This is a genomic window from Brachybacterium avium, from assembly GCF_002216795.1.
Lineage (GTDB): Bacteria > Actinomycetota > Actinomycetes > Actinomycetales > Dermabacteraceae > Brachybacterium > Brachybacterium avium.
This window is the reverse complement of the sequence record NZ_CP022316.1, coordinates 1,846,956-1,872,966: the sequence shown is the minus strand read 5'-3', so window position 1 is coordinate 1,872,966 and position 26,011 is coordinate 1,846,956. Positions and strand designations below refer to the sequence as shown.

The following is a 26,011-nucleotide window of genomic DNA, read 5'->3' as shown; positions in this document are numbered from 1 at the left end:
GGGCTACCTCGTCAGCAGGATCGCGGGATCGGACAGGACGTCGGCGACGTCCATGAGGAATCGGGAGGCCTCCGCGCCGTCGAGCACCCGGTGGTCGAAGGAGACGGTGAGCGTGACGACGGTGCGCAGCGCGATCTCGCCGCGGTGCTCCCAGGGCTGGGTGCGCAGCGCTCCGATCGCCAGGATGGTGCTCTGGCCGGGGTTGAGGATCGGCACCCCGCCTTCGACGCCGAATACGCCGACGTTGGTGACGGTGAGGGTGGAGCCGGTCAGTTCCCCGGGGGTGAGGGTGCCCTCGCGCGCCGAGGCGGCCTGCGCGGCGATCCGCTCGGTGAGGGTCGCTCCGTCGGAGGCGTCCGCGCCGGGGACGGTGGCGACCACCAGTCCGCGCTCGGTGGCGACGGCGATGCCGAGGGAGACCTGCTCGAACAGCTCGATCTCCCCGGCCTCGGCGTCGAAGCGGGCGTTGGCCGAGGGGGTCCGGGCGGCGGCCGGGACGATCGCCCGGCACACGGCGGCGAGGAAGGACGTCTTCTGTCCGTCCCGGTCGGTGCGGCGCAGGCGTTCGAGGGTGTCGGTGACGTCGATGGTGGTGTGGACCGAGGCGTGCGGCGCGGTGAAGGCCGAGTCGGCCATGGCCCGGGCGGTCTCGCGGCGCAGCCCCGTGACGGGCTGCCGGGTGGAGGCCCGCCCGCAGCTGCTGCCGGCGCCGCCCTGTGCGGCGGCACCGCCGGGCCTGCTGCCGCCGCCGTGCGCGCAGGCGTCGACATCGGCGCGCAGGATCCTGCCGCCGGGCCCCGTTCCGTGCACGGTGGTCAGGTCCACGCCCAGGTCACGGGCATGGCGGCGCACCGGCGGCATCGCCTTCGGGGTCTGACGGGAGGCCTCCTCCTCGCTGCGGCCCTCGTAGGGGACGGTCTCGAAGGAGCGCGGCCGACGGCGGGGCCGTCCGGTGCCGGGCAGCACGGGTCCGTACCCGACCAGCACCTGCTGGCGCTGCGGGGCGGCGGACTCCGCAGATTCGGCAGACCCGGCAGGCTCCGAGGGCTCTGCGGTCTCCGGGGCCTCCGCGGGCTCTGCGGACGCTGCGGACGCTGCGGACGCTGCGGACGCTGCGGGCTCAGCAGACCCGGCGGGGGCGGCAGGCGCAGCGGCGGACTCAGCGGAGGCGTCGGCTGTGGCATCGGCCGCCGATCCGTCGGTCCCACCGGCCTTCGCCGCCCCGGCCTCTTCGAGGCCGATCAGCGGTGCGCCGACGGCGAGGGTCTCCCCCTCGGTGGCATACAGGGCAGTGATGCGTCCGGCGCGCGGGCTGGGCAGCTCGACCAGCGCCTTGGCGGTCTCCACCTCCGCGATCGCCTGGTTCCGGGTGACCTCGTCGCCCACGGCGATGTTCCAGGTCACGATCGTCGCCTCGGTGAGGCCTTCTCCCAGGTCCGGGAGCATGAAGTCACTCATCAGGCGGCCTCCCTCGAATTGCGCCGACCCAGGGTGCGATCCACTGCGTCGAGGATCCGGTCGATGCCGGGCAGGTAGTGGTCCTCCAGCGCACCCGGCGGGTAGGGGATGTCGAAGCCGGTCACCCGTTCGGGGGCGGCCTCCAGGTGGGCGAAGCAGTCCTCGACCGCGGAGGCGACCACCTCGGAGGAGAGGGAGACATTGCCGGGGGCCTCGTGGGTGACCACCAGTCGGCCGGTGCGGCGCACGCTCGCGGCGACCGTGTCCCGGTCCAGCGGGGACAGGGAGCGCAGGTCGATGACCTCGAGGTCGATGCCGTCGTCCTCTGCGGCGACGGCCGCCTCCAGTGCGGTGACCACCAGCGGCCCGTAGGCGACGAGGGTCGCGTCCCGGCCCTCGCGCAGCACCCGGGCGGAGGAGAGATCGGCGGTCACGGAGGTGTCGACCTCGCCCTTGGACCAGTAGCGGCGCTTGGGCTCGAGCACCATCACCGGGTCGTCGCACTCGATCGCGGCGCGCATCGTGGAGTAGGCGTCCTGCGGGTCGGCGACGGTGACCACGCGCAGGCCGGGGGTGTGCGCGAAGTACGCCTCGGGGCTCTCCGAGTGGTGCTCGACGGCACCGATGCCGCCGCCGAAGGGGATCCGGATGGTCAGCGGCATCTGCACCACGCCGCTGGTGCGGTAGTGGAGGCGGGCGACCTGGGCGACGATCTGGTCGAAGCCCGGGTAGACGAAGCCGTCGAACTGGATCTCGGACACCGGGCGCATGCCGCGGTAGGCCATGCCGACGGAGGTGCCGATGATCCCCGATTCCGCGAGCGGCGAGTCGATCACGCGGGAGGCGCCGAAGCGCTCCTTCAGCCCGTCGGTGATGCGGAAGACGCCGCCGAGGGTGCCGATGTCCTCGCCGATGAGCAGCACGTCCTCATCGGCCTCCAGGGAGTCGCGCAGGGCGGCGTTCAATGCCGCCGCCATGGTCATGGTGGTGCTCATGCCGCAGATCCCTCCGCCTGCTCGGGGGCCAGCGAGTCGGTGAAGGCGCGGAACTGCTCGCGCTGGCGCAGCAGGCCCGGGTGCTCGGTGGCCAGCACGTGCTCGAACATGCGCTCCGGCGCCGGCGAGGGCAGCGCGGCCACTGCCTCCTGCATGGCGGTGGTGGCCTCGTGGCTGCGCCGCTCGGCCTCGGTGCGCAGCTCCTCGACGGATGCTCCGAGCTGCTCGAGATGACGCTCCAGGCGTCCCAGCGGGCAGCGCCGCCGCCACCGCTCCAGCTCCTTCTCATCGCGGTAGCGGGTGGGATCGTCGCTGGTGGTGTGCGGGCCGAGGCGGTAGGTGACGGCCTCGATGAACATCGGCCCCTTGCCGGCGCGGATGTGCTGGGAGGCGAGCAGGCTGGCCGCTCGTACGGCGAGCACATCGTTGCCGTCGATGCGGAGAGAGGGGATGCCGAAGCCGGTGGGTCGCAGGGCGATCGGGACGGTGGCCTGCACGTCCACCGGTTCGGAGATCGCGTAGTGGTTGTTCTGGCAGAAGAACAGCACCGGCGCGTGGAAGGACGCCGCGAAGACCATCGCCTCGTTCACGTCGCCCTGGCTGAGGGCGCCGTCGCCGAAGCAGCTGACGGCGATGTCGTCCTTGCCCTGCGCCTGGGTGGCCATCGCGTAGCCGACGGCGTGGTGGGCCTGCGCGCCGATGATCACCTGCGGGGTGGCCATGTGGTGGGCGAAGGGGTCCCAGCCGGACAGGGTGGTGCCGCGCCAGACGGAGAGCATCTCCCCCGGGCCCACACCACGGCACCAGGCCAGGGCGTTCTCGCGGTACGAGGTGAACAGGAAGTCCGTCTCCGGCAGGGCTCGGCCCAGACCGATCTGGGCGGCCTCCTGGCCGCGCAGCGGGGGCCACAGGCCCAGCTCGCCCTGGCGCTGCAGGGCGACGGCCTCGTCGTCGATCGCGCGGACCACGGCCATGTCCAGGTACAGGTCCCGCAGCATCTCCAGGTCCACGTCGCGGAGCATCGGGTCGAGGGTGGGGTCGGGGCGTCGGGTGCCGTCCTCCTTGAGGACGTGCAGGGGCTTGTCGAGTCCAGCGACCAGGTCGTGGTTGGGAGCTGACGTGGTCGTCAACATTCGGACCTCCAGAATCCGCAGCGCCTTGTGAGCGCATGGGACGTCTGCACCGGGTGGGTGCCGCGACGTCGTCGTCGTGATCCACGTTACGTCCGGAGTGCAGGGCGTACAACAAATACTGGAGAAGTTCAGCAGAATGCATAGTATAGAAGGCTACGGTCCCGTAGAATTAAGCAGTATGCGCACCGTAGATGACACCGACCGTCGGCTTCTGCTGGCCATGACGGAGAACCCCCGCTCGACGATCGTCTCCCTCGCCGAGCGGCTGGGACTGTCCCGCAACACCGTCCAGTCACGCCTGGCCGCGCTCGAGGCCGGGCAGGCGCTGCAGGGCTACGACCGGCGCCTGCACGCGGCATCGCTGGGCTATCCGCTCACTGCGTTCATGGAGACGCAGGTGGACCAGCCGCGCCTCGAGCAGGTGATCGCGCAGCTGCGGGAGATCCCCGAGGTGGTGCAGGTGCACGGGATGAGCGGCCTGCACGACATCCTGGTGCGCTGCGTGTGCCGTGACACCGACGACCTCTACCGGGTCAACAAGCTGGTGCTGGGCTGCGAGGGCGTGATCCGCACCGACACCTCGCTGGCGATGGGCGAGCTGATCCCCTTCCGCCTGGCCCCGGTGCTGGAGCGCGACCTGCGCCGCTGAGCGACACAGCAGCTCAGCAGCTCAGCAGCTCAGCGACTCAGGCCACCTCGAGGCTGCCTGAGCTGTCGCCATGATCGCTCCGTGACGACAGCTCACGCAGACTCGACAGACCGTGGCGACACCTCAGGCGGTCACGACGCCTCGCACCGCAGCACACACCCAGCACAACGGGCCGACGCCGCGCACGACGGGCCTCGTGCGTCAGGCCCCGGCGAGTGCGACCGGCTGCCCGGTGCGCACGGACTCCTGGGCGGCGGCGACCACGCGGACGGTGCGCAGCCCCACCTCGCCGGTGGGATCCACGGCCCGGCCCTCCCGTACGGCGCCCAGGAAGGCGTCCAGCAGCAGGGCATCCAGGTCGCTGCCGTAGGGCAGCCATCTGCCGGGCCCGCCCACATGCTGGGCGAAGGCGTCGATCTGCAGCTGGCCGCCGGTGCCGAGGGCCTGCAGGCGCAGGCCGCCCCAGGTGGGGGCGTCCTCGGGCAGGGACCAGGAGCAGTCGATGGTCGCCACCACGCCCGAGTCGTAGGTGAGGGTGACCAGCCCGCCGGTCTCGGCGCCCTCTCCGGCCCGCTCGGCGTGCAGGATGCGGTTGGTGGTGGCGTGGACGGTCGCGGGCGGGCCGAGCACGGAGTCGAGGATCTCGGCGAGGTGGACGGTGTGGTCCACCATCGCGCCGCCGCCGGCGAGCTCCACGTCCGTGAACCAGTCCCGGGCGGTGGGCAGCTTGCCGTTGTTGGTGCCGGTCAGGCCGATCACCTCGCCGAGGGCGCCGTCGGCCAGGGCCGTCCGCAGCGTCTCGACGGCGGGCGAGAAGTGCACCGGGAAGGCGGTCATCAGCACCACTGCGGCCTCCTCGCAGGCCGCCACCATCGCCTCGGCATCGGCGACGTTCGTGGCCAGCGGCTTCTCGCACAGCACGTGGACGCCCCGGCGGGCCGCCTCCAGCACGAGGTCCTTGTGGTGGGCGTTGGCGCTGGTGACGACGATCGCGTCCGGCCCGTCGGGCCAGGCATCCCAGGCGTCGGCGAAGGAGGGGACCACGCGGACCCCGCGCACATCGCCGTAGCCGTCGGGATCGGCGACCACCAGCTCCACGTCGGCCCGGGACTCGAGCTCGGAGGCATAGGAGCCCGCGTGGGTGTGGGCGCAGCTCATCAGCGCGACCTTGAGCGGCGCTGCGGAGGTCGTGGCCTCCGCGGCTTCGGTGGGTCGTGCGGTCAGCATGTGATGCTCCGTCCGGTGCGCAGGGACTCGAGGGCGGCCTGGGAGACCTCGACGGCGAGGGCGCCGTCCGCCGCCTCCACCCGGGCGGGAGCGCCTCCGGCGAGCGCGGTCGCGAACTCGACGATCTCTGCGGCGTAGGGATCCCGCAGGGTGGAGACGTCCGGCAGGAAGCCGTCCCCGGTGGCGTGGCGGGCGGAGGCGACGGTGTCGAACACGATCCCCGGGTCCCCGGTGCTGTCGTACTGCAGGAGCCCGGCGTCCCCGGCGAGGTCGAAGGTATAGCGGAACTGCGTGCCCGGCGGGCCCCAGAAGCCGCGGCAGTGACTGAGTGCGCCGGAGCGGTGGGTGAGCACCACGTGCGCGGTGCGCACGGCGGGGTCGCTGGCGGCGATCGACTGCTGGGCATAGACCTGCTGCACGGGCCCGGCCATCCACAGGGCCTGGTCGATGTCGTGGATCATCTGGTCCATGACGATCCCGCCGGAGAGCTCCTCGTCGGCGTACCAGGAGCGGTCCGGCAGCGAGCCGGTGCGCTCGAAGCGCAGCACCGCGAGCTCGCCCACGGCGCCGTTGTCGATCGCCCGCTTCGCCTCGGCGTACTGCGGGAAGAACCGCACCACGTGTGCGGGGAACAGCCTCCGGCCCGCGCGGTCCGCGTGCTCGACGAGGTCGCGCGCCTCGGCGGGGTCCAGGGCCAGCGGCTTCTCGCAGATCACGTCGCGGCCGGCGTCCAGCGCCGCGCGCACGATCTCCGGATGCGCCGGGGTGGGGGTGCAGACATCGACGAGGTCGACCGCGGCCAACAGCTCCTCGAGCGTGGAGTGCACGGTCGCCCCGGACTCAGCGGCGAATTCCTGGGCCCCGGCCTGGCTGTGGCAGTGCAGCTCGGCGCCGAGCTCGGCCCAGCCGGGCAGATGGGCACGGGAGATCCCGCCGGTGCCGACGATGCCGACGCGCAGCGGGCGCGGGGCGGCTGACGCCGCAGGGCTCCCGGGATGCGAAGAGGTGGTCATGCGCGAGCGGTCCTTCCTCAGGGAGGGCGCCGGAACCCGGTCGAGGGTGTCCGACCAGCGACCGCCGAGCGGCCGCTATGGCATGCATGACAGCACGCTACCAGCGTCGACGGTTTATAAAACCACCTTGTGGAATATGGACCGAGAGTCGCTTCCGGGGTGCCGCCCGCTACGCTCGCCGGCGTGGCCTCCTCCCCCGATCCTGCCGACCCCCGCACCCAGCGCGAGCGCATGCTGGCCAGGGACTGGTACGTCTCCGACCATGAGCTGGGCGCGCTCCAGCTCTCCGCCGCCCGTCTCGCCGAGCGGTACCACCGGGCCTGGCTGGCGGACGCTCCCGAGGCGCGCGACCTGCTCGCCGAGCTGCTGGGCGGCCTCGGTGACCGGGCCGTGGTGCGGCCCCCGTTCGCGGTGGACTACGGCGGCAACGTGGTCCTCGGTGCGCGCACCTTCGTGAACTATCACCTCACCCTGGCCGACGTCGCCCCGATCACCATCGGCGAGGACTGCCAGATCGGGCCCAACGTCCAGCTGCTGACACCGATCCATCCCACGGAGCCGGGTCCTCGGCGGGAGCGGTGGGAGCGGGCCGAGCCGATCACGATCGGGGACAACGTCTGGCTCGGCGGCGGCGTCACCGTGCTGCCCGGGGTGAGGATCGGCGACGACGCGGTGATCGGCGCCGCCGCCGTGGTGACGAAGGATGTGCCCGCGGGTGTGGTCGCGGTCGGCAACCCGGCGCGGGTGCTCCGGGAGCTCTGAGCCCGGCCGTCAGCCGGCGCTCGCCGCCACCGCCTCGGCGAGGTCGGAGGCCAGCGCCGCGGCAGCATCCTCCTCCAGGTCGTGCACGGTCAGCCGCAGGTGGTGGGAGGGTTCCGCGCCGGGCTCGAGCCGGAAGTCGTCCCCGGTGCGCACCAACCAGCCCCGGCGCATCAGCTGCTCCGCGACCGCGCGGGCGGGGGCGGGAACCGGCACCCACAGGCTCATCCCGTCCCCGGCCTCGACCGGCAGGCCGCGGGCCGTGAGGCGGTCGGCGAAGGCGTGGTTGCGGGCGGCGTAGTGCGCCCCGGCCTGTTCGATGAGGGCGAGGGCCTCGGGATCGGTCATCACGGCCTGCGTGATCCGCTGCAGCAGGTGGCTGACCCAGGTGGTGCCGGGGCTGAGCCGCAGGGCGAGCCGGCCCGCCGTGTCGGGGTCGGTGGCGGTGACGGCCAGGCACATGTCGGGGCCGACGAACTTCGAGACCGAGCGCAGCAGCGCCCAGCGTCGATGGCCCGGGCCGATGAGCGAGTGGAAGGGCCGCCGGGAGAGGAAGGAGAAGTAGTCGTCCTGGATGACCAGCACATAGGGGTGCTCGGCGAGGACCTCGCGCAGCTCGGCGGCGCGCCGGGCGCTGAGCGAGGCGCCGGTGGGGTTCTGGGCCCGCGGGGTGCAGACCACCGCGCGCACCCCCTGGTCGAGCGCCGCTCGGAGCCCGTCGACGGTCATCCCCTCGGCGTCGACGGGGACCGGGATCGCGCGGTATCCGCCCAGCCGGGCGATCTGGATGCTGGCCAGGAAGCAGGGGTCCTCGAGCGCCACGGCGTCGTCCCGCATCAGGGCCTGCGTCAGCAGTCGCTCCACAGCATCGACGGCGCCGCTGGTCAGGGTGATGTGCAGAGCAGCGGAGTCGCCGGGGACGTCCGGGCTCATCCAGTCCCGCGCCCACTGCTCGAGGTCGGGGTCGATGACCGGTTCCCCGTAGAGCACGGGGCGTCCGGCCGCGGCGGCCAGGCCCGGTGCGAGGTCCGGGATCAGGCGCGGATCGGGGTTGCCGGTGCCGAGGTCGCACAGGGCTCCGGCGGCGGCGAAGCCCTCCTGGGCCAGGTGCGCGCGCTGCGCGATCCGGGTGCCGCCGCGGCCCAGGGAGACCACCACCCCGGAGCGGGCCAGGGTGCGGTAGGCGGACACGGCGGTGTTGCGGTTGACGCCGAGCTGTTCGGCGAGGGCGCGCACGGAGGGCAGGCTCTGCCCGGGGATCAGCTCCCCGCGGTCCACCAGGGCCCGCACGCTGTCGGCGATCTCCGCCGCGGTCTCCCCGCGGATCACCTGGTCATGGTCCGTGCTCACCCGGTCGAGTCTAGGCGGGTGTCCACCGCTCGCGCTCGCTCCGTGGCCCACTCTCGCTCGGCGGCCTATGCCGTGCTACGTTTTGGCCTAGGCCAATGTGGTGCAGGGAGGGTCGACGAGCCGGACGCCGTCGGCCCGCGCCGCGACAGCGACAAGGACCCCCTGATGATCAGCACTGACAGCACCCCCTCCACCGGCACCGGCACCGTCAAGCGCGGCCTGGCGGACATGATGAAGGGCGGCGTCATCATGGACGTCGTCACCGCCGAGCAGGCGAAGATCGCCGAGGACGCCGGCGCCGTGGCGGTCATGGCTCTCGAGCGGGTCCCGGCCGACATCCGCGCCCAGGGCGGCGTCTCCCGCATGAGCGATCCGGACATGATCGACAGCATCATCGAGGCGGTCTCGATCCCGGTGATGGCCAAGGCCCGCATCGGCCACTTCGTCGAGGCGCAGATCCTGCAGGAGCTGGGAGTGGACTACATCGATGAGTCCGAGGTGCTCTCCCCCGCCGACTATCTCCACCACATCGACAAGCACCGCTTCACCGTGCCCTTCGTGTGCGGCGCGACGAACCTCGGCGAGGCCCTGCGCCGCATCACCGAGGGCGCGGCGATGATCCGGTCCAAGGGCGAGGCCGGCACCGGGGACGTCTCCGAGGCCACCAAGCACATCCGCACCATCTCCGCCGAGATCCGGGCGCTGGCGGCGAAGAGCGAGGACGAGCTGTACCTCGCAGCGAAGGAGCTGCAGGCCCCGTACGCACTGGTCAAGGAGGTCGCTGAGACCGGTGAGCTCCCGGTGGTGCTGTTCGTCGCCGGCGGCGTCGCCACCCCGGCGGATGCCGCGATGATGATGCAGCTGGGGGCCGACGGGGTCTTCGTCGGCTCCGGGATCTTCAAGTCCGGTAATCCCGCCGAGCGCGCCGCTGCGATCGTCAAGGCGACCACGTTCCATGATGACCCCGCCGTGATCGCCGAGGTCTCCCGCGGGCTCGGCGAGGCGATGGTGGGCATCAACGTCGCCGATCTGCCCGCGCCGCACCGCCTGGCCGAGCGCGGCTGGTGAGCGCGGGCGGCCCCGGGCTGCGGATCGGGGTGCTCGCGCTGCAGGGAGATGTGCGTGAGCATGCCCGGCTGCTCGAGCAGCTCGGCGCCGTCGTCGTGCCGGTCCGGCGGGCGAGCGAGCTCGCCGCGATCGACGCCCTGGTGCTGCCCGGCGGGGAGTCGGGGGTGATGGACCGGCTCGCGCGGCTCACGGGGCTGCGCGAGCCGCTGCGGGAGGTGATCGCGGAGGGCCTGCCGGTGCTGGGCACCTGCGCCGGGCTGATCCTGCTGGCGGAGCATCTGCTCGACGGAGCGCCAGGTCAGGAGACACTCGGCGGGCTCGATGTGACCGTGCGGCGCAATGCCTTCGGCAGCCAGTCGGACTCCTTCGAGACGGATCTGGAGGTTCTCGCCCTCGGCCCGCCGGCGGTGCGCACCGCCTTCATCCGGGCCCCGCTGATCGAACGGATCGGGCCCCGGGCGAGCACGCTCGCTTCGCTGCCGGACGGGCGGATCGTCGCCGCCGAGCAGGGCAGGGTGCAGGGCCTCGCCTTCCACCCCGAGGCGACCGGGGAGTCGCGGTTCCACCGCCGGCTCCTGGAGCAGGCGCGCGGTCGCTGAGCCGAGATCGCCGCACCGCAGCAGCTGCATCGCGGCGGCTGCGTCGCAGCTCCCGCGCCTCAGCCGCGCAGCAGCGGGGCGACCTCGTGGCCCCAGGCCTCCACGGCCGGCAGATCGCGGAAGTCGCCGGTCGGGGTGCGCATGGAGGTCAGCAGCACGCGTTCGTGCACCGGGATCCGGTCCATCAGCACCCAGCCGGGGAAGTTCTTCACCGCGACCGGGGTGAGGGGGAGGCGTGCGAGGAAGGTGTCGGTCGCCTTCTGCTTGCCGCCCTTGGCGGGGTCGGCGGCGGAGCCGGAGCAGGAGAAGAAGGCGAAGGGGCGCCCGGAGAGCTGTTCGCGATGGGTCTGTGCCCAGGCGGCGGCGGGCTTCTCCACGGCCTCGATGCGCACGCCGGAGCCCAGCACCACCGCGTCGTAGGCGCTCGGATCCGGGCTGTCGGCGATGTCGACCAGATCCACCTCGAGCTCCTCGGCGCGCAGCGCTGCGGTGAGGGTCTCGGCGAGGGTGCGGGTGGCACCTGAATGGGTCGCGAAGGCGACGAGCACTGTCATGGCCACATCCTGCCAGGGGTTCTCCATCCCTCGGCGGGACCGAGGTCTCGTTGCTGCCAGCGGATGCTCAGGGAAGGTCACGATACGGCTGTCATGACTGGCCGGTCACTGGATAGTCCCTGGGCGAGAGCGGACAATCCACGTATACGGCCCTGGCCGCCGTGGCTTTCGCCGTCGCCCTAGGAGGCAGCTGTGAAGAAAAGAATCCTCTCTCTCCTCGCCACATGCGCCATGCTCTGCGGGCTGGCCGTGCTCGCCCCGGCATCAGCCGTCGCCGCACCGTACTGCGGCATCCACTGGGGCTCGCTGCCCGAGTCCGCCTCGGGGATGTCCTCCGCCCAGATCGAGAATCTCCGCACCGGTCGGCACACCTGCTTCGACCGGCTGGTGATCGACCTCGAGGGTGATGTCTCCGGCTATTCGGTGGCGTACGTCAATCGCGTCTCCGAGCTCGGCTCCGGCTCCACCGTTCCGCTCAGCGGCGGTGCGGATCTGTCGATCCTGGTCGAGGCCCCGGCCTACGACAGCAGCTCCGGCGCGACCTACTCCCCGCGCAATCGCTCGCACGCGGTCAACGTGAACGGTTACCGCACCTTCCGTCAGGTCGCCTTCAGCGGCAGCTTCGAGGGACAGACCCTGATCGGGCTCGGCGTGCGCGCCCGGCTCCCGATGCGGGTGTTCACCCTGGACGGTCCCGGTGACAGCTCCCGCCTGGTCATCGACGTGGCCCATCGCTGGTGAGCCCGCGTCCCAACGGCGCCTTCCCCGGCCATCTCTCGGACCGGCAGTCCCTTCCCGGACCGCCGGTCCGACCCTGTCCGGGCTCGGTGCTCCGCGGCACGGAGCAGGTCAACGGATCAGGCGGCGGTCGCGGGCCTCACGGATCGCGGCGGTGCGGCTGTCGACGCCGAGCTTGTCGTAGATGTGCACGAGGTGGGTCTTCACCGTCGATTCCGAGATGAACATCGCCTTGGCGACCTCGCGGTTGGTCGCGCCGGTGGCGAGCGCCTCGAGGATCTCCGTCTCCCGCGGGGACAGGGCGCTGTGCGGGTTCGTCATCCGTCGCACCAGGCGCTGCTGGACCTCGGGCGAGAGGATGCTGCGCCCCGCGGCTGCCTCGCCGACGGCGTCGATCAGCGCCTCGGTGGGGGAATCCTTGAGCACGTAGCCGGTCGCCCCGGCCTCGAGCGCGCCGACGATGTCGGCCTCCGCATCGAAGGTGGTCACGGCCAGGACCTGCACCCCGGGGTGGGTGGCCCGCAGGCGGCGCGTGGTCTCGATGCCGCCGATGCCGTCGCCCAGGTTCAGGTCCATCAGCACCAGGTCGGGGGCTCCGCAGGCCGCGGCTGCGAGGGTGTCGAGCTCCTCCAGCGCAGCTGCGCCGGATCCGACCTCGGCGACCACTTCGATGCCTTCGTCGGCCTCCAGCAGGGCGCGCAGCCCGGCTCGGACCACGGGGTGGTCGTCCACCATCATGATCCGGATGCTCGTCGTCGGCTCTGGGGTGCTGCTCATGTCTCGGACTCCTGGGTGTGTGTCGGCAGGGTGAGGCCGATGGTGGTGCCCTCTCCGGGGGCCGAATCGATCACCACGGCGCCACCGGCGCGGGAGAGGCGGGTGCGCAGCAGGCGCAGCCCGTCGCCGCCGTCGTGGCTGCGGGTGGTGGTCGAGGGGTCGAAACCGCGGCCGTCATCGACCACGTCCAGGCTCACCCGGCCCGGCCACCAGGCGAGGGTCAGCACACAGCGCCGGGCCCCGGCGTGACGCTGCACGTTCGCGACCAGGGACTGGGCGGCCCGGTGCAGGGTCTCGACCTGGGCCGGCGCGAGCTCTCGCGGGGTCCCGTCGATCCGCAGCTCCCAGCTGGGGCTCTCCCCCAGCATCTCGGCGCGAGAGATCACGCCGCGCAATGCCTGCTCGAGGGTGGTGCGGGGCACGCGGTCGGCGAGATCGCGCACCAGGCGGCGGGCGTCGGCGAGGTTCTCGCGGGCGGTGTCCTCGATGCGCAGGAACGACTCGTCGGCCTCGGGGTGGGCCGCTCGGGCCCCGCGGCTGAGCAGCACGATGGAGTTCAGCCCCTGGGCGAGGGTGTCGTGGATGTCCTGGGCGAGGCGCTGGCGCTCCTCGGCGATGCCCTTGCGGCGCTCGGAGTCGGCGAGCTCGCTCTGCGCGGCCCGCAGCTGGGTGACCAGCTGCCGGTTGCGGTCGGTCTCGATCAGCAGCCGACGGTAGACGGCATGGGCGATCAGGGAGAAGGCGGCACCGACCACCGGGCCGAGGACCTCCCCGATCGCGAGCGAGCTGGTCTCCTCCGCCAGCAGCGGCGCCACCACGGCCCACAGCGTGACGGCGCCCAGGGCCAGCGGGCCCGCCACCCGGCCGAGCGAGAACAGGACCAGGAAGAAGAGCGGGAACGCGATCCACACGAAGGCGGAGGAGATGAAGGTGCTGGCCATCCAGACGAGGGCGAGGGCGAGCACCCAGCCGCGGGAGGGCAGCAGCAGATCGGTCTGGGCGGAGCGGCCGGCGTCCCCCCGGCGCAGCGCGAACCGGGAGCCGATCACGTAGATGCCGACGATCACCGCAGCGGTGACCAGGGCGAGCGGCAGGGGGATGCCGTCGGTGCCGTAGGCACGCACGGCCCCCACGCTCGGCAGCACCGCGAAGGCCACGTGCATCGCTCCCCGCAGCGTGGTGGCCAGGGCAGCGGCGGTCTCGCCGGGGTCATCGGCAGCGAGATCGAGGCCGGGCTCTCCCGGCCCGGCGGAGTCGCGGAGCCCCTCGCGGTCGAGGGGTCCGGCGGGGTCTGTCGAGGGATCGGAGGTCACCTCGCCACTCTAGGGGCGGGGCGGGGCACGCGGCATCGTCCGAATGGTCGAGCGGCGGCAGCCGATCCGGCCGGTCCCGCCCCCGGCAGAGACACGGACGGGCCGGTGGCGAGGTGCGCCGGCGATATCGCCAGGTCACCTCACCACCGGCCCGTCCGTGACAGGAGCGGAACGCGCCTCAGGCCGTGGGCACGACCAGCCCGGAAGCGCTCGAACGCGCCGCCTCGAACCGCGCCTGGACATCCGCCCAGTTCACGATGTTCCAGATCGCCTTGACGTAATCCGCCTTCACGTTCTGGTAATCCAGATAGAACGCGTGCTCCCACATATCCAGCTGGAACAGCGGGATCGTCGCCACCGGCACACCGTTCTGCTGATCGTAGAACTGCTCGATCACCAGGTTCCCACCGAGCGGCTCATACGCCAGCACCGCCCAGCCCGAACCCTGGATACCCAGCGCCGCCGCCGTGAAGTGCGCCCGGAACGCATCGAACGAACCGAAGAACTCATCGATCGCCTGCGCCAGCTCACCGGTGGGCTTGTCCCCACCCTCGGGCGAGAGGTTCTTCCAGAAGATCGAGTGGTTCGTGTGGCCACCGAGGTTGAACGCCAGATCCTTCGAGAACTGGTTCACCGTCGAGAAATCATTCGCCTCACGCGCCGCCGCCAGCTTCTCCAGCGCCGTGTTCGCACCCTTGACATAGGTCGCGTGATGCTTGGAGTGGTGCAGCTCCATGATCTTCCCGGAGATCGAAGGATCCAGCGCCCCGTAGTCGTAATCGAGATCAGGAAGCGTGTACTCAGCCATCGTCGGTCCTTTCGTGGGGTAGCGGTCGATGAATGCCACGACCATAGAACGTCAAGCGTCCTTGAGGTCAACGCGCCTCGTCACTGTTCGTCATCGGCGAACTCCTCGTCCTCGGCGACGTCCTGAAGTCGCCGCGGGCCGGCCCCGGTCGCGGCGAGGGCGTCATCGGGGTTCAGCAGCGCGCAGGCCTTCAGCGAGAGGCAGCCGCAGCCGATGCAGCCGGTAAGCTCGTGCTCGAGACGTTCGATCGCGCGCCGTCGCTCCTCAAGCGTCTTCTTCCACCGGCGCGAGGCCCGCTGCCAGTCGGCGTGCGAGGGCGTGCTCTCCATCGGGACCTCGCCGAATGCATCCTTCACGTCGGACAGCGGCATGCCCAGTCGTTTGGCGACGGAGATCAGCGAGACGCGGCGCAGCATGTGGCGGGGGTAGCGGCGCTGGTTGCCGCCCGTGCGCACCGAGCCCACCAGTCCCAGCTCCTCGTAGTAGCGCAGGGCCGAGGCGGCCACACCCGTGCGACGGCTCATCTCGCCGATGGTCAGCAGCTCGTCGGGCTCATGCGTGGGATTCACGCCTCCCCCCTCCCGTCACGCCTTGACCTCAAGTGCACTTGAGATCCTACGCTCCTGAACGACGCCTCAGGAAGGACCTCCCCATGACCTACGTGATCGCCCTGCCGTGCGTGGACGTGAAGGATCGCGCCTGCGTGGACGAATGCCCCGTGGACTGCATCTACGAGGGCAACCGGATGCTGTACATCCAGCCCGACGAATGTGTGGACTGCGGTGCCTGTGAACCCGTCTGCCCGGTCGAGGCGATCTTCTACGAGGACGACACCCCCGACCAGTGGGCCGAGTACTACGACGCCAACGTCGACTTCTTCGACGATCTGGGAGCTCCCGGCGGTGCGGCGAAGATGGGCGTGATCGACAAGGACCACCCCCTCGTCGAGGCGCTGCCTCCGCAGCCCAACCCCCTGGCCTGAACGGCCTCGGCTGCCTCACATCGATGTCAGCTCCGCCGACACGCCGCTGACCTGCACTGATCTGGACGCTGCGGCTCGTACAGTGCCTTCATGACCGCTGTTGACATCCGTGTGACATCCGGCGATGAGGATGTGCTGAGCATCGGCGAGCTGTCGTCTCGCACCCGCGTGAGCCCGCGATCCCTGCGCTACTACGAGGAGCAGAGTCTGCTCACCCCGCGACGCACCGCCGCCGGGCACCGGCGTTTCGATGCCGAGGCGGTGGACCGGGTGCTGCTGGTGCAGCGGCTCTTCGCCGCGGGCCTGTCCAGCACCGAGATCGCGCCCGTGCTGCCCGTCCTGCTCTGCGCCCATGACTCCGCCGGCTCCCTCGCGGCGCTGCGTTCCCACCGCGAGCGGCTCGCCAAGAAGATCGCCCGGCTCCATGACACCGCGGAGATCCTCGACGAGATCCTCGAGGAGCACGAGCGCTCCTGACCCTTCCGAGCCATGGTGTCGGGAGATGTCGAGAACCGTCGGTCGGTTCCGTCCCCGGGGTGCAGGCGACCACAATGGGTCGCACCGCTCGAAGGAGAGACCTCATGGCCAAGTACCTGCTGCTCAAGCATTACCGCGGCGCCCCCACCGCCGTGAACGACGTACCGATGGACCGGTGGGCCCCCGACGAGGTCGATGCCCACGTGGCGTACATGAACGACTTCGCCGACCGGCTCACCCGGACCGGTGAGTATGTGGATTCTCAGGCCCTCTCCCCCGAGGGCCTCTGGGTGCGCTTCGACGGGGAGGGTCGACCTCCGGTCACCGACGGTCCGTTCGCGGAGACCAAGGACCTCATCGCCGGCTGGATGATCATCGACGTGAACAGTCACGAGCGGGCGATCGAGCTCGCAGGGGAGCTCTCGGCCGCGCCCGGCAAGGACGGCGCTGCGATCCACGAGTGGCTCGAGCTGCGCCCCTTCTACGGCGTGACTCCCCCGACCACGGGATGAACGAGTCCCGGCTGCGGGAGCTGGTGCCCGCAGTGATCGGCATCCTCCGCCGCCGCGGGGCGGATTTCGCGGCGGCGGAGGACGCCGTGCAGGAAGCACTGATCGCGGCGCTCACAGCCTGGGAGCGTGAACCTCCCCGGGATCCACAGGGCTGGCTGGTGGCCGTCGCGTGGCGGAAGTTCCTCGACCAGGTGCGGGCGGAGGATGCCCGCCATCACCGGGAGGAGCGGTTCGAGCACGATCCCGCTCCCGGGTCGGTCTCCGCGGCCGACGATTCGCTGGAGCTGTTCTTCCTGTGCGCGCACCCGTCGCTGACCCCGGCCTCGGCGATCGCCCTCACGCTGCGGGCCGTCGGCGGGCTCACCACCTGCCAGATCGCGGCCGCATACCTGGTGCCCGAGGCGACCATGGCCCAGCGCATCTCCCGTGCCAAGCGCACCCTGGCCGGGCAGCGACTCGACCGGCCGGGGGACGTCGCCACCGTGCTCCGGGTGCTCTACCTGATCTTCAACGAGGACTATTCGGGGGACGTGGACCTCGCCGGAGAGGCGATCCGCCTCGCCCGGCAGCTGCGGTCCGTGCGCGCGCATCCCGAGGTCGCCGGGCTGCTCGCGCTGATGCTGCTGCACCACGCGCGGCGGGCGGCACGGTTCACGGCCCGGGGCGCCCTGGTGCCGCTGGACGCTCAGGACCGCACCCGCTGGGACCCGGACCTGATCGAAGAGGGCATCGGGATCCTGCAGGCGGCACTGGGTCAGGACCGGCTCGGGGAGTTCCAGGCCCAGGCCGCGATCGCCGCCCTGCACGCGGACGCCGCGAGCACGACGGAGACCGACTGGCCCCAGATCCTCGAGTGGTACGACGAGCTGGTGGCGCTCACGGACAGCCCGATCGCCCGGCTGAACCGGGTGGTGGCGCTCGGAGAGGTCGCGGGGCCGCGGGGCGGACTGACGGCTCTCACGGAGCTCGAGGAGACCCTGCCGCGCCATGCGGCGGTAGCGGCGCACCTGCACGAGGCCGACGGGGACGCCGCCCTGGCGGCCCGCCGGTACGCCGCGGCGGCGCGGACGGCCGCCAGCACGGCGGAGCGGGATCATCTGCTGCGGCAGGCCGCGCGGCTGAACTCCGCGTGAGGACGGCCGCGCCATCCTGCCCGCGCTGCTCCGCGGCACCCGGGTCCGAATCGGCGCGGGTGCCGCGGGTGCTTCAGCGGAGGTGACGCTCGTATGCCGCAGTGGTGAGGAAGGCCGGGAACTCCTCCCCCAGCACCGCCTCCTTCAGCAGCTCCGCCGCCTCCCGGGCACGGCCTCCCCCTCCGGGCTCCTCCGCGCGGGCGAGCTCCTCGGCGCAGCGGTCGATGAAGTACTCGATCCGCTCCTTGAGGATCGGCATGCCCTCCTCGGTGAGCATCCCCTGGTTGATCCACTGCCACAGCTGGGAGCGGGAGATCTCGGCGGTCGCGGCATCCTCCATCAGGTGGTCGATCGCGACCGCTCCCCGTCCCTGCAGCCAGGAGTCGAGGTAGCGCAGTGCCACCCGGATGTTCTGCCGGATGCCGGCAGTGGTGATCCTGCCGCCCTCGACCCGCAGGTCCAGCAGGTCCGCCGCGGTGACGTGCACATCCTGGCGCTGCCGCTCGAGCTGATGGGGGTGCTGCCCGAGCACGGCGTCGAATTCGGCGCGGGCGGCGGGGATCAGGTCGGGGTGGGCGACCCAGGTGCCGTCGAACCCGTCGGCCGCCTCGCGGGCCTTGTCCTCGCTGACCTCTGCAAGCGCGTTCGCAGTGACGGCGGGCTCGCGGCGGTCGGGGATGAAGGCGCTCATCCCACCGATCGCATGGGCGCCGCGCCGGTGGCAGGTGCGCACCAGCAGCTCGGTATAGGCCCGCATGAACGGCACCGTCATCGTCAGCTGGCCCCGGTCGGGCAGGACCCGGTTCCGTCCCCGGTCGCGGAACTGCTTGATCACGGAGAACAGGTAGTCCCAGCGGCCGGCGTTCAGCCCCGCGCAGTGGTCACGCAGCTCGAAGAGGATCTCGTCCATCTCGAATGCCGCCGGCAGCGTCTCGATGAGCACCGTGGCCCGGATGGTGCCGTGCTCCAGACCCAGGTGCTGCTCGGTGAAGGTGAACACCTCGTCCCACAGCCGCGCCTCCTGATGGGACTCGAGCTTGGGGAGGTAGAGGTAAGGACCGGCGCCGCGGGCGATCAGCTCACGGGCGTTGTGGAACAGGTACAGCCCGGCATCCACCAGCGAGCCAGAGGCACGGCAGGAGCGGCCGTCGGCCCGCTGGTACCGCAGCTGCTGCTCGGGCAGATGCCAGCCGCGGGGCCGGAACACGATGGTGGGCGTCCGCTCCCCCAGCCGGTACTCCTTCCCCTCGTCGGTGACGAAGTCGATCCGCCGCCGGATCGCGTCGTGCAGGGTGAGCTGCCCGGTGATGACGTTGTGCCAGGTCGGGCTCAGCGCGTCCTCACCATCGGCCAGCCACACGTTCGCGCCGGAGTTCATCGCGTTGACGGTCATCTTCCGGTCCGTGGGGCCGGTGATCTCCACCCGCCGGTCCTCGAGGCCCGGGCCGGCGCCGGCCACCTGCCAGGTCGGATCGTCGCGGATCGCGGCCGTCTCCGGGAGGAAGTCGAACATCGCCCCTGAGGAGATCGCCTCGCGCCGCATCGCCCGGGAGGTCAGCAGCTGGGAGCGGCGGGCGGCGAAGCGGTCGTGCAGCGCAGCGAGGAAGGTCATCGCCTCGGGGGTGAGGATCTCCTCGAAGCGGTGCTCGGCGGATCCGAGCTGGTCGATCCAGCTCGGGGACGCGGGGGTGGAAGCCGGAGGGGAGGAGCGGCTGCCGGTCGAGGCGGGGCGCTGGTGCTGGGTGAGGGTCATGGTCCTGCTCCTTCGGGGAGGTGGTGCGTGGGGGCCGACGGCGGGGCGCGGGCCGGTAGGAGGCGGTGGTGGGCTGCGCGGTGCTGAGAGGCGTCGTTCAGAACTGCGCCGACTCCGTGGAGCCGGCCAGCGCGAGAGTGCTGGAGGCCGGGTTCAGGGCGGTGGCGACCCGATCGAAGTACCCGGTGCCCACCTCGGCCTGGTGCCTATGCGCGGTGAAGCCGCGGTCCGCGGCGGCGAACTCCGCTTCCTGCAGCTCGACGTAGGCGCTCATCTGCCGTTCCCGGTATCCCGAGGCGAGCTCGAACATCCCGTGGTTCAGCGAGTGGAAGCCGGCCAGGGTGATGAACTGGAAGGCGTAACCCATGGCCGAGAGCTCACGTTGGAAGGAGGCGATCTGGGCGTCGTCCAGGTGCCGCTTCCAGTTGAAGCTCGGCGAGCAGTTGTAGGCGAGCTTCTGCTCGGGGAAGTCGCGGTGGATCCGCTCGGCGAAGGTGCGGGCCAGCTCGAGATCCGGTTCGGCGGATTCGACCCACAGCAGGTCTGCGTACTCCGCATAGGCCAGGCCCCGGGCGATCACCGACTCGATCCCGCCGCGCACCTCATAGAACCCCTCCGCGGTGCGCTTGCCGGTGAGGAAAGGCTGGTCACGCTCATCGATGTCACTGGTGAGCAGGTTCGCGGCGAGCGCGTCGGTGCGGGCGATGATCACCGTGGGCGCTCCCGCCACATCGGCGGCGAGACGAGCGGCGCTGAGGGTGCGCACGTGCTGGGAGGTGGGCACCAGGACCTTGCCGCCCATGTGCCCGCACTTCTTCTCACTGGCCAGCTGGTCCTCCCAGTGCACCCCGGCGGCGCCGGCCTCGATCATCGAGAGCATCAGCTCGTAGGCGTTCAGCGGGCCGCCGAAGCCGGCCTCGGCGTCAGCGACGATCGGGGCCATCCATTCACGGCTGGTGGAGCCGGTCTCGGCGAACTCGATCTGGGTCGCGCGCTGCAGGGCGTTGTTGAGGCGGCGCACCACGGCGGGCACGGAGTTGACCGGGTAGAGCGACTGATCGGGGTAGGTCTTGCCCGAGAGGTTCGCGTCGGCCGCGACCTGCCAGCCCGAGAGGTAGATGGCCTGCAGCCCGGCGCGGACCTGCTGGACGGCCTGGTTGCCGGTCAGCGCACCGAGCGCCCGCACCCAGTGCTCGGGATCGGCTGTGTTCTGCTCGATCAGGTCCCACAGGGTCTCGGCGCCGCGGCGGGCCAGGGTGCGCTCCTCCCGGACGGGGCCGGCCAGTGCGATGACATCCTCGGCGGTGTGATCGCGGCGCACGTTCCGCCAGCGGGGATCGATCTCCCAGTCGCGGGCGAGCTCCTGGGCGGTCATAGTCTGGTCTCCGGGGCGGGCAGTGGTGGGAGGCAGGGGTGCGGTCATCATCGGCTCCTCGGGTGGGGCTGTGGTCATCGGGGTCGGAACTTCGCAGCGGATGCTGCAATCGACGAACTTCATCGGGTAGTCACACTCTGCGGGCCCCGCAAGACCCCCGGAAGCCCCTGATTCGAAGAACTTCAGCAGTATTTCTGTTCGGCAGAACATTTCTGTGGCACCGTGTCCGCATGGCTCACCACGCGGCGGCATCTCTTCCGGCGACGGCCGACGACGACTTCGATCCGCTGCTGATCGGCCAACGCATCCGCGCCCGCCGGCAGGAGCGCGGGCTCTCCCTGGCTGAGCTCGCCGCCGCCGTGCAGCGGGCACCCTCCCAGCTGTCGGTGATCGAGAACGGCAGGCGCGAGCTGAAGCTCGGCGAGCTGCGTCGGATCGCTCGGGCCCTCGAGGTGGGGGTGGACGACCTGCTGGAGCCGGAGCCGCCTAACCGTCGGGCGGCACTCGAGATCGCACTGGAGAAGGCGCAGGCCGGTGCGCTGTACCGGAGCTTGCCGCTGCCGGAACTGCCGGTGCGCAAGTCCCTCTCGGACGCGGCGATCGAGACCATCCTGGCGCTGCATGAGGAGCTGCGCAGCCTGCACGAGCAGCGCGCCGCCACCCCGGAGGAGGCGCGGCGGGTGAACGGGCAGCTGCGCGAGGAGCAGTCCCGGGCCGGGAACTATGACGCCGCGCTCGAAGAGGTCGCTCGCGACCTGCTGGAGCAGATCGGGCACCGGGGCGGTCCGCTCTCGCAGAGCAAGGTCTCGCTGCTGGCGGCGAAGCTGGGCTTCTCCCTGCACTCGGTGGCGGACCTGCCGCACTCCACCCGGTCGATCACCGACTCGGAGCACATGCGGATCTACCTGCCGCTGGGCCGCTCCACCTCGGATCCCCGCTCCACGGTGCTGCAGGCGATCGCCGCGCATGTGCTGGGCAAAGACGAACCGGCCGACTACGGCGAGCTGCTGCGCCAGCGGGTGGAGACGAACTACCTGGCCTGCGCCCTGCTGCTGCCCGAAGCCGGGGCGCTCGATTTCCTGCAGAGTGCGAAGGCGCAGCGGGAGCTGAGCGTGGAGGACCTGCGCGACGAGTTCGCGGTGAACTACGAGATGGCCGCCCACCGCTTCACGAACCTGGCCACCCGTCATCTGGGCATCCCCGTGCACTTCTTGAAGGTCCACGCCTCCGGCACGATCCTCAAGGCCTACCAGAACGATGCGGTGCGCTTCCCCACCGATGCGCTCGGCGCGGTGGAGGGGCAGCGGGTGTGCCGGTGGTGGAGCGCGCGGCGGGTGTTCCGCAGCGAGGACCGGATGCGCCAGTACTGCCAGTACACCGACAAGCCCGGAGGCACCTACTGGTGCACCTCGCACATCGAGTCCGGCCCGGGCGGGGAGTTCTCGATCTCGGTCGGGACCGCCTTCCAGCACACGAAGTGGTTCCGGGGCCGGGAGACGACCGTGCGCCACGGGTCGTCCTGCCCCGACCCCACCTGCTGCCGGGAGCCGGATCCCGCGCTGGTGGACCGCTGGGAGGGGTCGGTCTGGCCGGTCGCACGGCTGCACGCCTCGCTGCTGGCCGCGATGCCGACCGGCACCTTCACCGGCGTGGATCGGGTGACGATGCTCGAGTTCCTCGAGCGGCATGCGCCGTCGGGGGCGGTCGACGGGGCCTGAGGGCGCCTCTGCGCTGCTATCCGCGGACGACCCCGAGCAGCAGGAGCACGGCGAGCCCCCCGTAGACCGTGCCCGCCACACCGTCCAGGGCCAGGCGGACGCGGCGCCGGCCGAGCACGGCATCCCGGAAGAGCCCGGCCGTGCTGCCGATGGTGATGTCCGCGACCAGCCCGATGAGCTGGAGCAGCAGGCCGAGCATGAGCATCTGCGCGAGGGGGTGCTCCCCCGCCGAGCCGAGGAACTGGGGCAGGAAGGCCACGAAGAACAGCGCTACCTTCGGATTGGTGATGTTCACCAGGAAGCCGCGCCGGAACACGTTCGGGACCGTCCCCGCTTCCGTGATCTCCGCCCCGGCGCTGCGCCAGGTGGTGATGGCGAGGAAGGCCAGGTAGCCGGCGCCGGCGATCCGGATCGCATCGAGGGCGGCGGGCAGCTGCGTCAGCGCGACCCCCAACCCCGTCGCCGCGACGAGCACCCAGATGGTCATCGCGGAGGTCACGCCGAAGGCTCCGCGCACCGCCGCTCTACGACCCTGATTGATGCCGGTCGCGACCAGGAACGCCATATCGGGCCCCGGGGTCACCAGGATCACCACCACCGCCACGAGGAACGCGGGCAGGACGGACACATCGAGCACTTCGCCACCTTCGACTCTCAGCGGGAGCAACTCCCGAAAACCATGCCCTCACCTGGGCCAAGAGAGAAGATAGAGGTCGGCGATGTGGCGCCGCAATCGCCGAGTTGCGGGCAGGATGCGCAATGCTCCAACACTCTGCCTGGTGGCGTTACGCTGACTGCGTGCTCGACGACCTGGACTACCGCCTCATCGCCCTTCTGCGCTCGAACAGCCGCACTCCGGTGGCGGTCCTGGCGCGGGAGCTGGGGATCAATCGCTCGACCGTCACCTCGCGGATCGACCGGCTCGTGGACACCGGGGTGATCGAGGGCTTCACGATCCGGGTCAGCAGCGACCTCGAGCAGGATTCCGTGCAGGGCGTGATGCTCGTGGCGACCGACACCCGCCGCAATCACGACATCGTCCACGAGATCCGCGGCTACCCCGAGATCGAGCAGTTCCACTCGACCACCGGCACCTGGGACCTGGTGATCCAGCTGCGCTGCCGCAACCTCTCCGATTTCGACCTGGTGCTCGAACGCATCCGCGCCATCCCGGGCGTGAACTCCACCCAGACGAGTCTGCTGTTCAGCTCGCTGCGGACCACATAGTCCCCGGGATGGCGGGGTCATCCCGGGGATGGTCCTCGCCTGTCTTCAGTTCTCGATGAGCCGGGCAGAGATCACGGTGTTGTCCAGGTGGTGCTCGTCCCCGTCCAGGTCGCCGCTGCAGGTGATCACACGCAGCTCCGGCCCGTCGGTCCTGCCGTAGACGGCCACAGTGGGGAACTCGTCCTTGGGGTACCGGGCCGCGTCATAGACCTCGAAGGTCGCGACGGTCCCGTCCTCGCGGTCGACCTCGATGAGGTCACCGGATTCCAGACCCCCGAGCTCGAAGAAGATCGACGGATCACCGTGCCAGGTCACATGGCCCTCGATGACGGCGGGTCCGGTCTCCCCCGGGGTGGGCGAACCCTCGAACCAGGCCGGCAGATCCGCCTGGTCGCCACGGGGCGCGAGCAGCTCCCCCTCGGCTCCGAGACCGATCGGGAAGAGCTGTTCCTCGACGCCGATCGCGTCGATCCGCAGTCCGGTCGGCTCCGACGCGGCCATGGGGGCCACGACGGGCTCCTCAGGTGCTGCGCTGGTCGGCTGCTGTGAGGGGTCGGCCGCCGCATTGGTCGGGACGGGCGACGCCTCTGCGCCCCCGCCGTCCGACGGCTCCTCAGCGCCGTCGCCGGCCATCGCGCCGCTGCTGCGCAGCGGCGGCTCCGGCGGTGCGCCGACCTGGCTGGTCAGCGCGAACACCAGGAGGGCTGCGCCGAGCAGGGCGAGGACCGTCACCACGGCGACCGCCGGGCGACGGCCGCCGTGGTGACGGGATGCTCCCTGGGGGCTCATCTCACTTCTGGGTCTGACGACGACGCAGCGCGAAGCCACCGGCAGCCGCTGCGGTCAGCAGACCGCCGCCGGCCAGCAGGGCGCCGGACTGCTCGATGCCGGCGGTGGTGCCGTCACCGGTCTCGGCACCGCCCTCGGGCCACTGCTCCATCTGGGCCAGGTCGAGGGTGCCGCAGGCGGCGGGATCGGTGGCCTCCGAGGGCAGGCTCGGGTCCAGGTCGGACTCCTGGTCACCGTCGTAGGTGCCGTTGCCGTTGTGGTCCACGCCGTGCAGCACCACGGAGCCGTCACCCTTCTCGAGGCTCGCGGCGACGTCGTCGCTGACCTCGAAGGTGCGCTCGTAGTTGGCGTCACCGACCGGGAAGCGGTCCACGGCCAGGGCACTGTCCGGACTGGTGTCGCCGTCCTTGGTCAGCGAGACCTGCACGCCGCCGTAGGAGTCGGCGGCGTCGGTGGTGCGGATCGCTCCGTCGACACCGGTGCCCTCCATGTTCGGGTCCGGGCACTGGTTGGTGCCGCCGATGTGGATGTGCTGGGCGTGGGGGGCCTCGGCGAGCATCCCGGAGCTGTCGACCTTCACGGTGACCTCATTGCCGTCGAGCGTGATCCACGCCGTGCCGGAGGCTCCGGAGTCGTTCAGCTCACTGAGGTGGGCCTCGAGAGTGGTGGACCCCTGCCCGCCGTCATGGTCGTCGGCCAGCGCAGCACCGGAGGCGCCGAGCGTGCCGAGGGCGACCGTGGCCGCGAAGAGGGGGAGCAGTCGCTTCGTCGTCGTACGCATGATGACTCCTTCGTCGAACGCCGGACGACCCTTCGGCCGTCGTGGGCGGCGATCCAGGAGGGGTTCGGAGCATGACGGCGAGCGGATTGGAGAAAATCCTCGAAGCGGTCCTCCCCCTCGGTCCCGGGGCCGGACGACGGTGCCGGAATCGGGTCTCACCTGCGACTATGCAGTCACCGACAGAGCCGAACGATCGGTCGGCCGCTGCGCCCCACCCGCGCCCTGCCGACACGTCCCTCGCCGGGCGAGCACCGGTGCGGCGATGACGAGAGGCCCTCCCCCGTATCCGGGAGAGGGCCTCTGCCTGGTGCCTGGTGGAGACTAGGGGGGTCGAACCCCTGACCTGAAGCTTGCAAAGCTACCGCTCTACCAACTGAGCTAAGTCCCCGTGCGTGGAATATCAGGCGGTACGGGCCGGTGCGGGCTGTGCCGACGCCGACTCGGTGTCCTGCTCGGCGGAGATGCGCTCCGCCTCGTTCCACAGATCATTGCGGATGCGGTCGGATTCGACCTTCCGCCAAACGAGGAGTCCCGCGATCGACGTCCCGGTCAGGACGGCGGCGGTGATGAACTTCTTCATGAGTTCCTCCGATCCTCGAAGTGGGCCTAACTGGACTTGAACCAGTGACCTCTGTCTTATCAGGACAGCGCTCTAACCGACTGAGCTATAGGCCCATGGGGGCAACGACCGGAGCAGCTCCGGATGTCGACCACCGACGCACCACTGTACGGCGCACGTGGCGCGCCGTCCAACTCGCGGGGGTCGGTGTTTCGGAGGTCACAGCGCTCCCCGGTTCACGTCCCATCCGATCCCCTCCCGGCT

Annotated in this window: 28 protein-coding genes and 2 tRNA genes; 11 read left to right on the top strand and 19 right to left on the bottom strand. The window is 71.1% G+C overall.

Going from position 1 to position 26,011, the window contains the following annotated elements:
• Window positions 1-3: 3 nt before the first annotated feature.
• The 3 genes from CFK39_RS08465 to CFK39_RS08455 are packed head-to-tail and all read right to left on the bottom strand — an operon-like array spanning window position 4 to window position 3,586.
• Window positions 4-1,458, bottom strand: coding sequence for a dihydrolipoamide acetyltransferase family protein (locus CFK39_RS08465; protein WP_089065096.1), 1,455 nt, complete (start codon window positions 1,456-1,458; stop codon window positions 4-6).
• Complete coding sequence (locus CFK39_RS08460) at window positions 1,458-2,453, bottom strand: alpha-ketoacid dehydrogenase subunit beta (protein ID WP_089065095.1); 996 nt, start codon at window positions 2,451-2,453, stop codon at window positions 1,458-1,460. Before CFK39_RS08460 ends, CFK39_RS08465 begins: the two co-directional genes overlap by 1 nt.
• Window positions 2,450-3,586 carry a thiamine pyrophosphate-dependent enzyme gene (locus tag CFK39_RS08455; RefSeq protein ID WP_089065094.1) on the bottom strand — a complete coding sequence of 379 codons (1,137 nt, stop codon included), beginning with the start codon at window positions 3,584-3,586 and terminating at the stop codon, window positions 2,450-2,452. The genes CFK39_RS08460 and CFK39_RS08455 overlap by 4 nt, the downstream gene beginning before the upstream one ends.
• Window positions 3,587-3,764: 178 nt before the next feature.
• Between CFK39_RS08455 and CFK39_RS08450 the strand changes: the two genes are divergently transcribed.
• Window positions 3,765-4,235 carry an Lrp/AsnC family transcriptional regulator gene (locus tag CFK39_RS08450; RefSeq protein ID WP_089065093.1) on the top strand — a complete coding sequence of 157 codons (471 nt, stop codon included), beginning with the start codon at window positions 3,765-3,767 and terminating at the stop codon, window positions 4,233-4,235.
• 201 nt (window positions 4,236-4,436) lie between these two features.
• Here CFK39_RS08450 and CFK39_RS08445 read toward each other — a convergent pair whose 3' ends face one another.
• Both CFK39_RS08445 and CFK39_RS08440 read right to left on the bottom strand, forming a co-directional pair.
• On the bottom strand, window positions 4,437-5,462 hold the full coding sequence (locus CFK39_RS08445) for a Gfo/Idh/MocA family protein (RefSeq protein WP_089065092.1): 1,026 nt from the start codon (window positions 5,460-5,462) through the stop codon (window positions 4,437-4,439).
• A complete protein-coding gene (locus CFK39_RS08440) occupies window positions 5,456-6,475 on the bottom strand; it encodes a Gfo/Idh/MocA family protein (protein ID WP_089065091.1) in 1,020 nt (339 codons plus the stop codon). Before CFK39_RS08440 ends, CFK39_RS08445 begins: the two co-directional genes overlap by 7 nt.
• 231 nt (window positions 6,476-6,706) lie before the next feature.
• Between CFK39_RS08440 and CFK39_RS08435 the strand changes: the two genes are divergently transcribed.
• A complete protein-coding gene (locus CFK39_RS08435) occupies window positions 6,707-7,237 on the top strand; it encodes a sugar O-acetyltransferase (protein WP_089066347.1) in 531 nt (176 codons plus the stop codon).
• A gap of 9 nt (window positions 7,238-7,246) precedes the next feature.
• On the opposite strand, the gene CFK39_RS08430 is transcribed toward CFK39_RS08435, so the two are convergent.
• Window positions 7,247-8,584, bottom strand: coding sequence for an aminotransferase class I/II-fold pyridoxal phosphate-dependent enzyme (locus CFK39_RS08430; protein ID WP_089065090.1), 1,338 nt, complete (start codon window positions 8,582-8,584; stop codon window positions 7,247-7,249).
• A gap of 165 nt (window positions 8,585-8,749) precedes the next feature.
• Here CFK39_RS08430 and pdxS point away from each other — a divergent pair, with 165 nt between their 5' ends.
• Window positions 8,750-9,652, top strand: coding sequence for a pyridoxal 5'-phosphate synthase lyase subunit PdxS (gene pdxS / locus CFK39_RS08425; RefSeq protein WP_089065089.1), 903 nt, complete (start codon window positions 8,750-8,752; stop codon window positions 9,650-9,652).
• Window positions 9,646-10,251, top strand: a complete 606-nt coding sequence (pdxT, locus tag CFK39_RS08420; RefSeq protein WP_089065088.1) for a pyridoxal 5'-phosphate synthase glutaminase subunit PdxT — start codon at window positions 9,646-9,648, stop codon at window positions 10,249-10,251. Before pdxS ends, pdxT begins: the two co-directional genes overlap by 7 nt.
• Window positions 10,252-10,310: 59 nt before the next feature.
• On the opposite strand, the gene CFK39_RS08415 is transcribed toward pdxT, so the two are convergent.
• A complete protein-coding gene (locus tag CFK39_RS08415) occupies window positions 10,311-10,805 on the bottom strand; it encodes a flavodoxin domain-containing protein (RefSeq protein WP_089066346.1) in 495 nt (164 codons plus the stop codon).
• A 192-nt stretch (window positions 10,806-10,997) separates the two neighbouring features.
• On the opposite strand from CFK39_RS08415, the gene CFK39_RS08410 reads away from it, so the two are divergent.
• A complete protein-coding gene (locus CFK39_RS08410) occupies window positions 10,998-11,546 on the top strand; it encodes an AMIN-like domain-containing (lipo)protein (RefSeq protein WP_089065087.1) in 549 nt (182 codons plus the stop codon).
• Between the two features lie 108 nt (window positions 11,547-11,654).
• On the opposite strand, the gene CFK39_RS08405 is transcribed toward CFK39_RS08410, so the two are convergent.
• The 4 genes from CFK39_RS08405 to soxR form a co-directional block, all read right to left on the bottom strand.
• Window positions 11,655-12,320: a response regulator gene (locus CFK39_RS08405; protein WP_089065086.1), complete on the bottom strand. Its 666-nt coding sequence runs from the start codon at window positions 12,318-12,320 to the stop codon at window positions 11,655-11,657.
• The gene (locus CFK39_RS08400) at window positions 12,317-13,633 is read right to left on the bottom strand and encodes a sensor histidine kinase (protein WP_245822376.1); all 1,317 of its coding nucleotides are present in this window, start codon (window positions 13,631-13,633) and stop codon (window positions 12,317-12,319) included. The genes CFK39_RS08405 and CFK39_RS08400 overlap by 4 nt, the downstream gene beginning before the upstream one ends.
• 178 nt (window positions 13,634-13,811) lie before the next feature.
• A complete protein-coding gene (locus CFK39_RS08395) occupies window positions 13,812-14,441 on the bottom strand; it encodes a superoxide dismutase (protein ID WP_089066251.1) in 630 nt (209 codons plus the stop codon).
• An 80-nt stretch (window positions 14,442-14,521) separates the two neighbouring features.
• Window positions 14,522-14,965 carry a redox-sensitive transcriptional activator SoxR gene (soxR, locus tag CFK39_RS08390; RefSeq protein WP_157697242.1) on the bottom strand — a complete coding sequence of 148 codons (444 nt, stop codon included), beginning with the start codon at window positions 14,963-14,965 and terminating at the stop codon, window positions 14,522-14,524.
• A gap of 128 nt (window positions 14,966-15,093) precedes the next feature.
• Between soxR and fdxA the strand changes: the two genes are divergently transcribed.
• The 4 genes from fdxA (at window position 15,094) to CFK39_RS08370 (ending at window position 17,545) form a co-directional block, all read left to right on the top strand.
• A complete protein-coding gene (gene fdxA / locus CFK39_RS08385; RefSeq protein WP_089065084.1) occupies window positions 15,094-15,423 on the top strand; it encodes a ferredoxin in 330 nt (109 codons plus the stop codon).
• Between the two features lie 90 nt (window positions 15,424-15,513).
• The gene (locus CFK39_RS08380; RefSeq protein WP_172805653.1) at window positions 15,514-15,900 is read left to right on the top strand and encodes a MerR family transcriptional regulator; all 387 of its coding nucleotides are present in this window, start codon (window positions 15,514-15,516) and stop codon (window positions 15,898-15,900) included.
• Between the two features lie 104 nt (window positions 15,901-16,004).
• The gene (locus CFK39_RS08375) at window positions 16,005-16,412 is read left to right on the top strand and encodes a YciI family protein (protein ID WP_089065083.1); all 408 of its coding nucleotides are present in this window, start codon (window positions 16,005-16,007) and stop codon (window positions 16,410-16,412) included.
• Entirely contained in the window at window positions 16,409-17,545 is a 1,137-nt protein-coding gene (locus CFK39_RS08370) for an RNA polymerase sigma factor (RefSeq protein WP_089065082.1), read from the top strand. Before CFK39_RS08375 ends, CFK39_RS08370 begins: the two co-directional genes overlap by 4 nt.
• A gap of 73 nt (window positions 17,546-17,618) precedes the next feature.
• Here the strand turns inward: CFK39_RS08370 and aceB are convergent, their stop codons facing one another.
• Together aceB and aceA are read right to left on the bottom strand one after the other, a co-directional pair.
• Window positions 17,619-19,298 carry a malate synthase A gene (gene aceB / locus CFK39_RS08365; protein WP_089065081.1) on the bottom strand — a complete coding sequence of 560 codons (1,680 nt, stop codon included), beginning with the start codon at window positions 19,296-19,298 and terminating at the stop codon, window positions 17,619-17,621.
• Between the two features lie 97 nt (window positions 19,299-19,395).
• Complete coding sequence (aceA, locus tag CFK39_RS08360) at window positions 19,396-20,721, bottom strand: isocitrate lyase (protein WP_089066343.1); 1,326 nt, start codon at window positions 20,719-20,721, stop codon at window positions 19,396-19,398.
• A gap of 182 nt (window positions 20,722-20,903) precedes the next feature.
• On the opposite strand from aceA, the gene CFK39_RS08355 reads away from it, so the two are divergent.
• Window positions 20,904-22,391, top strand: a complete 1,488-nt coding sequence (locus CFK39_RS08355) for an XRE family transcriptional regulator (protein ID WP_089065080.1) — start codon at window positions 20,904-20,906, stop codon at window positions 22,389-22,391.
• A gap of 16 nt (window positions 22,392-22,407) precedes the next feature.
• Here CFK39_RS08355 and CFK39_RS08350 read toward each other — a convergent pair whose 3' ends face one another.
• Entirely contained in the window at window positions 22,408-23,028 is a 621-nt protein-coding gene (locus CFK39_RS08350; RefSeq protein WP_089065079.1) for a LysE family translocator, read from the bottom strand.
• Between the two features lie 161 nt (window positions 23,029-23,189).
• Between CFK39_RS08350 and CFK39_RS08345 the strand changes: the two genes are divergently transcribed.
• Window positions 23,190-23,618, top strand: coding sequence for an Lrp/AsnC family transcriptional regulator (locus CFK39_RS08345; protein ID WP_089066342.1), 429 nt, complete (start codon window positions 23,190-23,192; stop codon window positions 23,616-23,618).
• Between the two features lie 45 nt (window positions 23,619-23,663).
• Here CFK39_RS08345 and CFK39_RS08340 read toward each other — a convergent pair whose 3' ends face one another.
• The 5 genes from CFK39_RS08340 to CFK39_RS08320 all read right to left on the bottom strand — a co-directional run bounded on the left by CFK39_RS08340 (window position 23,664) and on the right by CFK39_RS08320 (window position 25,863).
• Window positions 23,664-24,407 (bottom strand): class F sortase, encoded by a 744-nt coding sequence (locus CFK39_RS08340; protein ID WP_089065078.1) that lies wholly within the window; start codon window positions 24,405-24,407, stop codon window positions 23,664-23,666.
• 1 nt (window position 24,408) lies between these two features.
• Window positions 24,409-25,188, bottom strand: a complete 780-nt coding sequence (locus CFK39_RS08335; protein WP_089065077.1) for a CHRD domain-containing protein — start codon at window positions 25,186-25,188, stop codon at window positions 24,409-24,411.
• Between the two features lie 312 nt (window positions 25,189-25,500).
• Window positions 25,501-25,576: transfer RNA gene (locus tag CFK39_RS08330), tRNA-Ala, on the bottom strand.
• Window positions 25,577-25,588: 12 nt separating this feature from the next.
• The gene (locus tag CFK39_RS08325) at window positions 25,589-25,768 is read right to left on the bottom strand and encodes a DLW-39 family protein (protein WP_089065076.1); all 180 of its coding nucleotides are present in this window, start codon (window positions 25,766-25,768) and stop codon (window positions 25,589-25,591) included.
• 21 nt (window positions 25,769-25,789) lie between these two features.
• Window positions 25,790-25,863, bottom strand: a tRNA-Ile gene (locus CFK39_RS08320).
• Window positions 25,864-26,011: the final 148 nt, after the last annotated feature.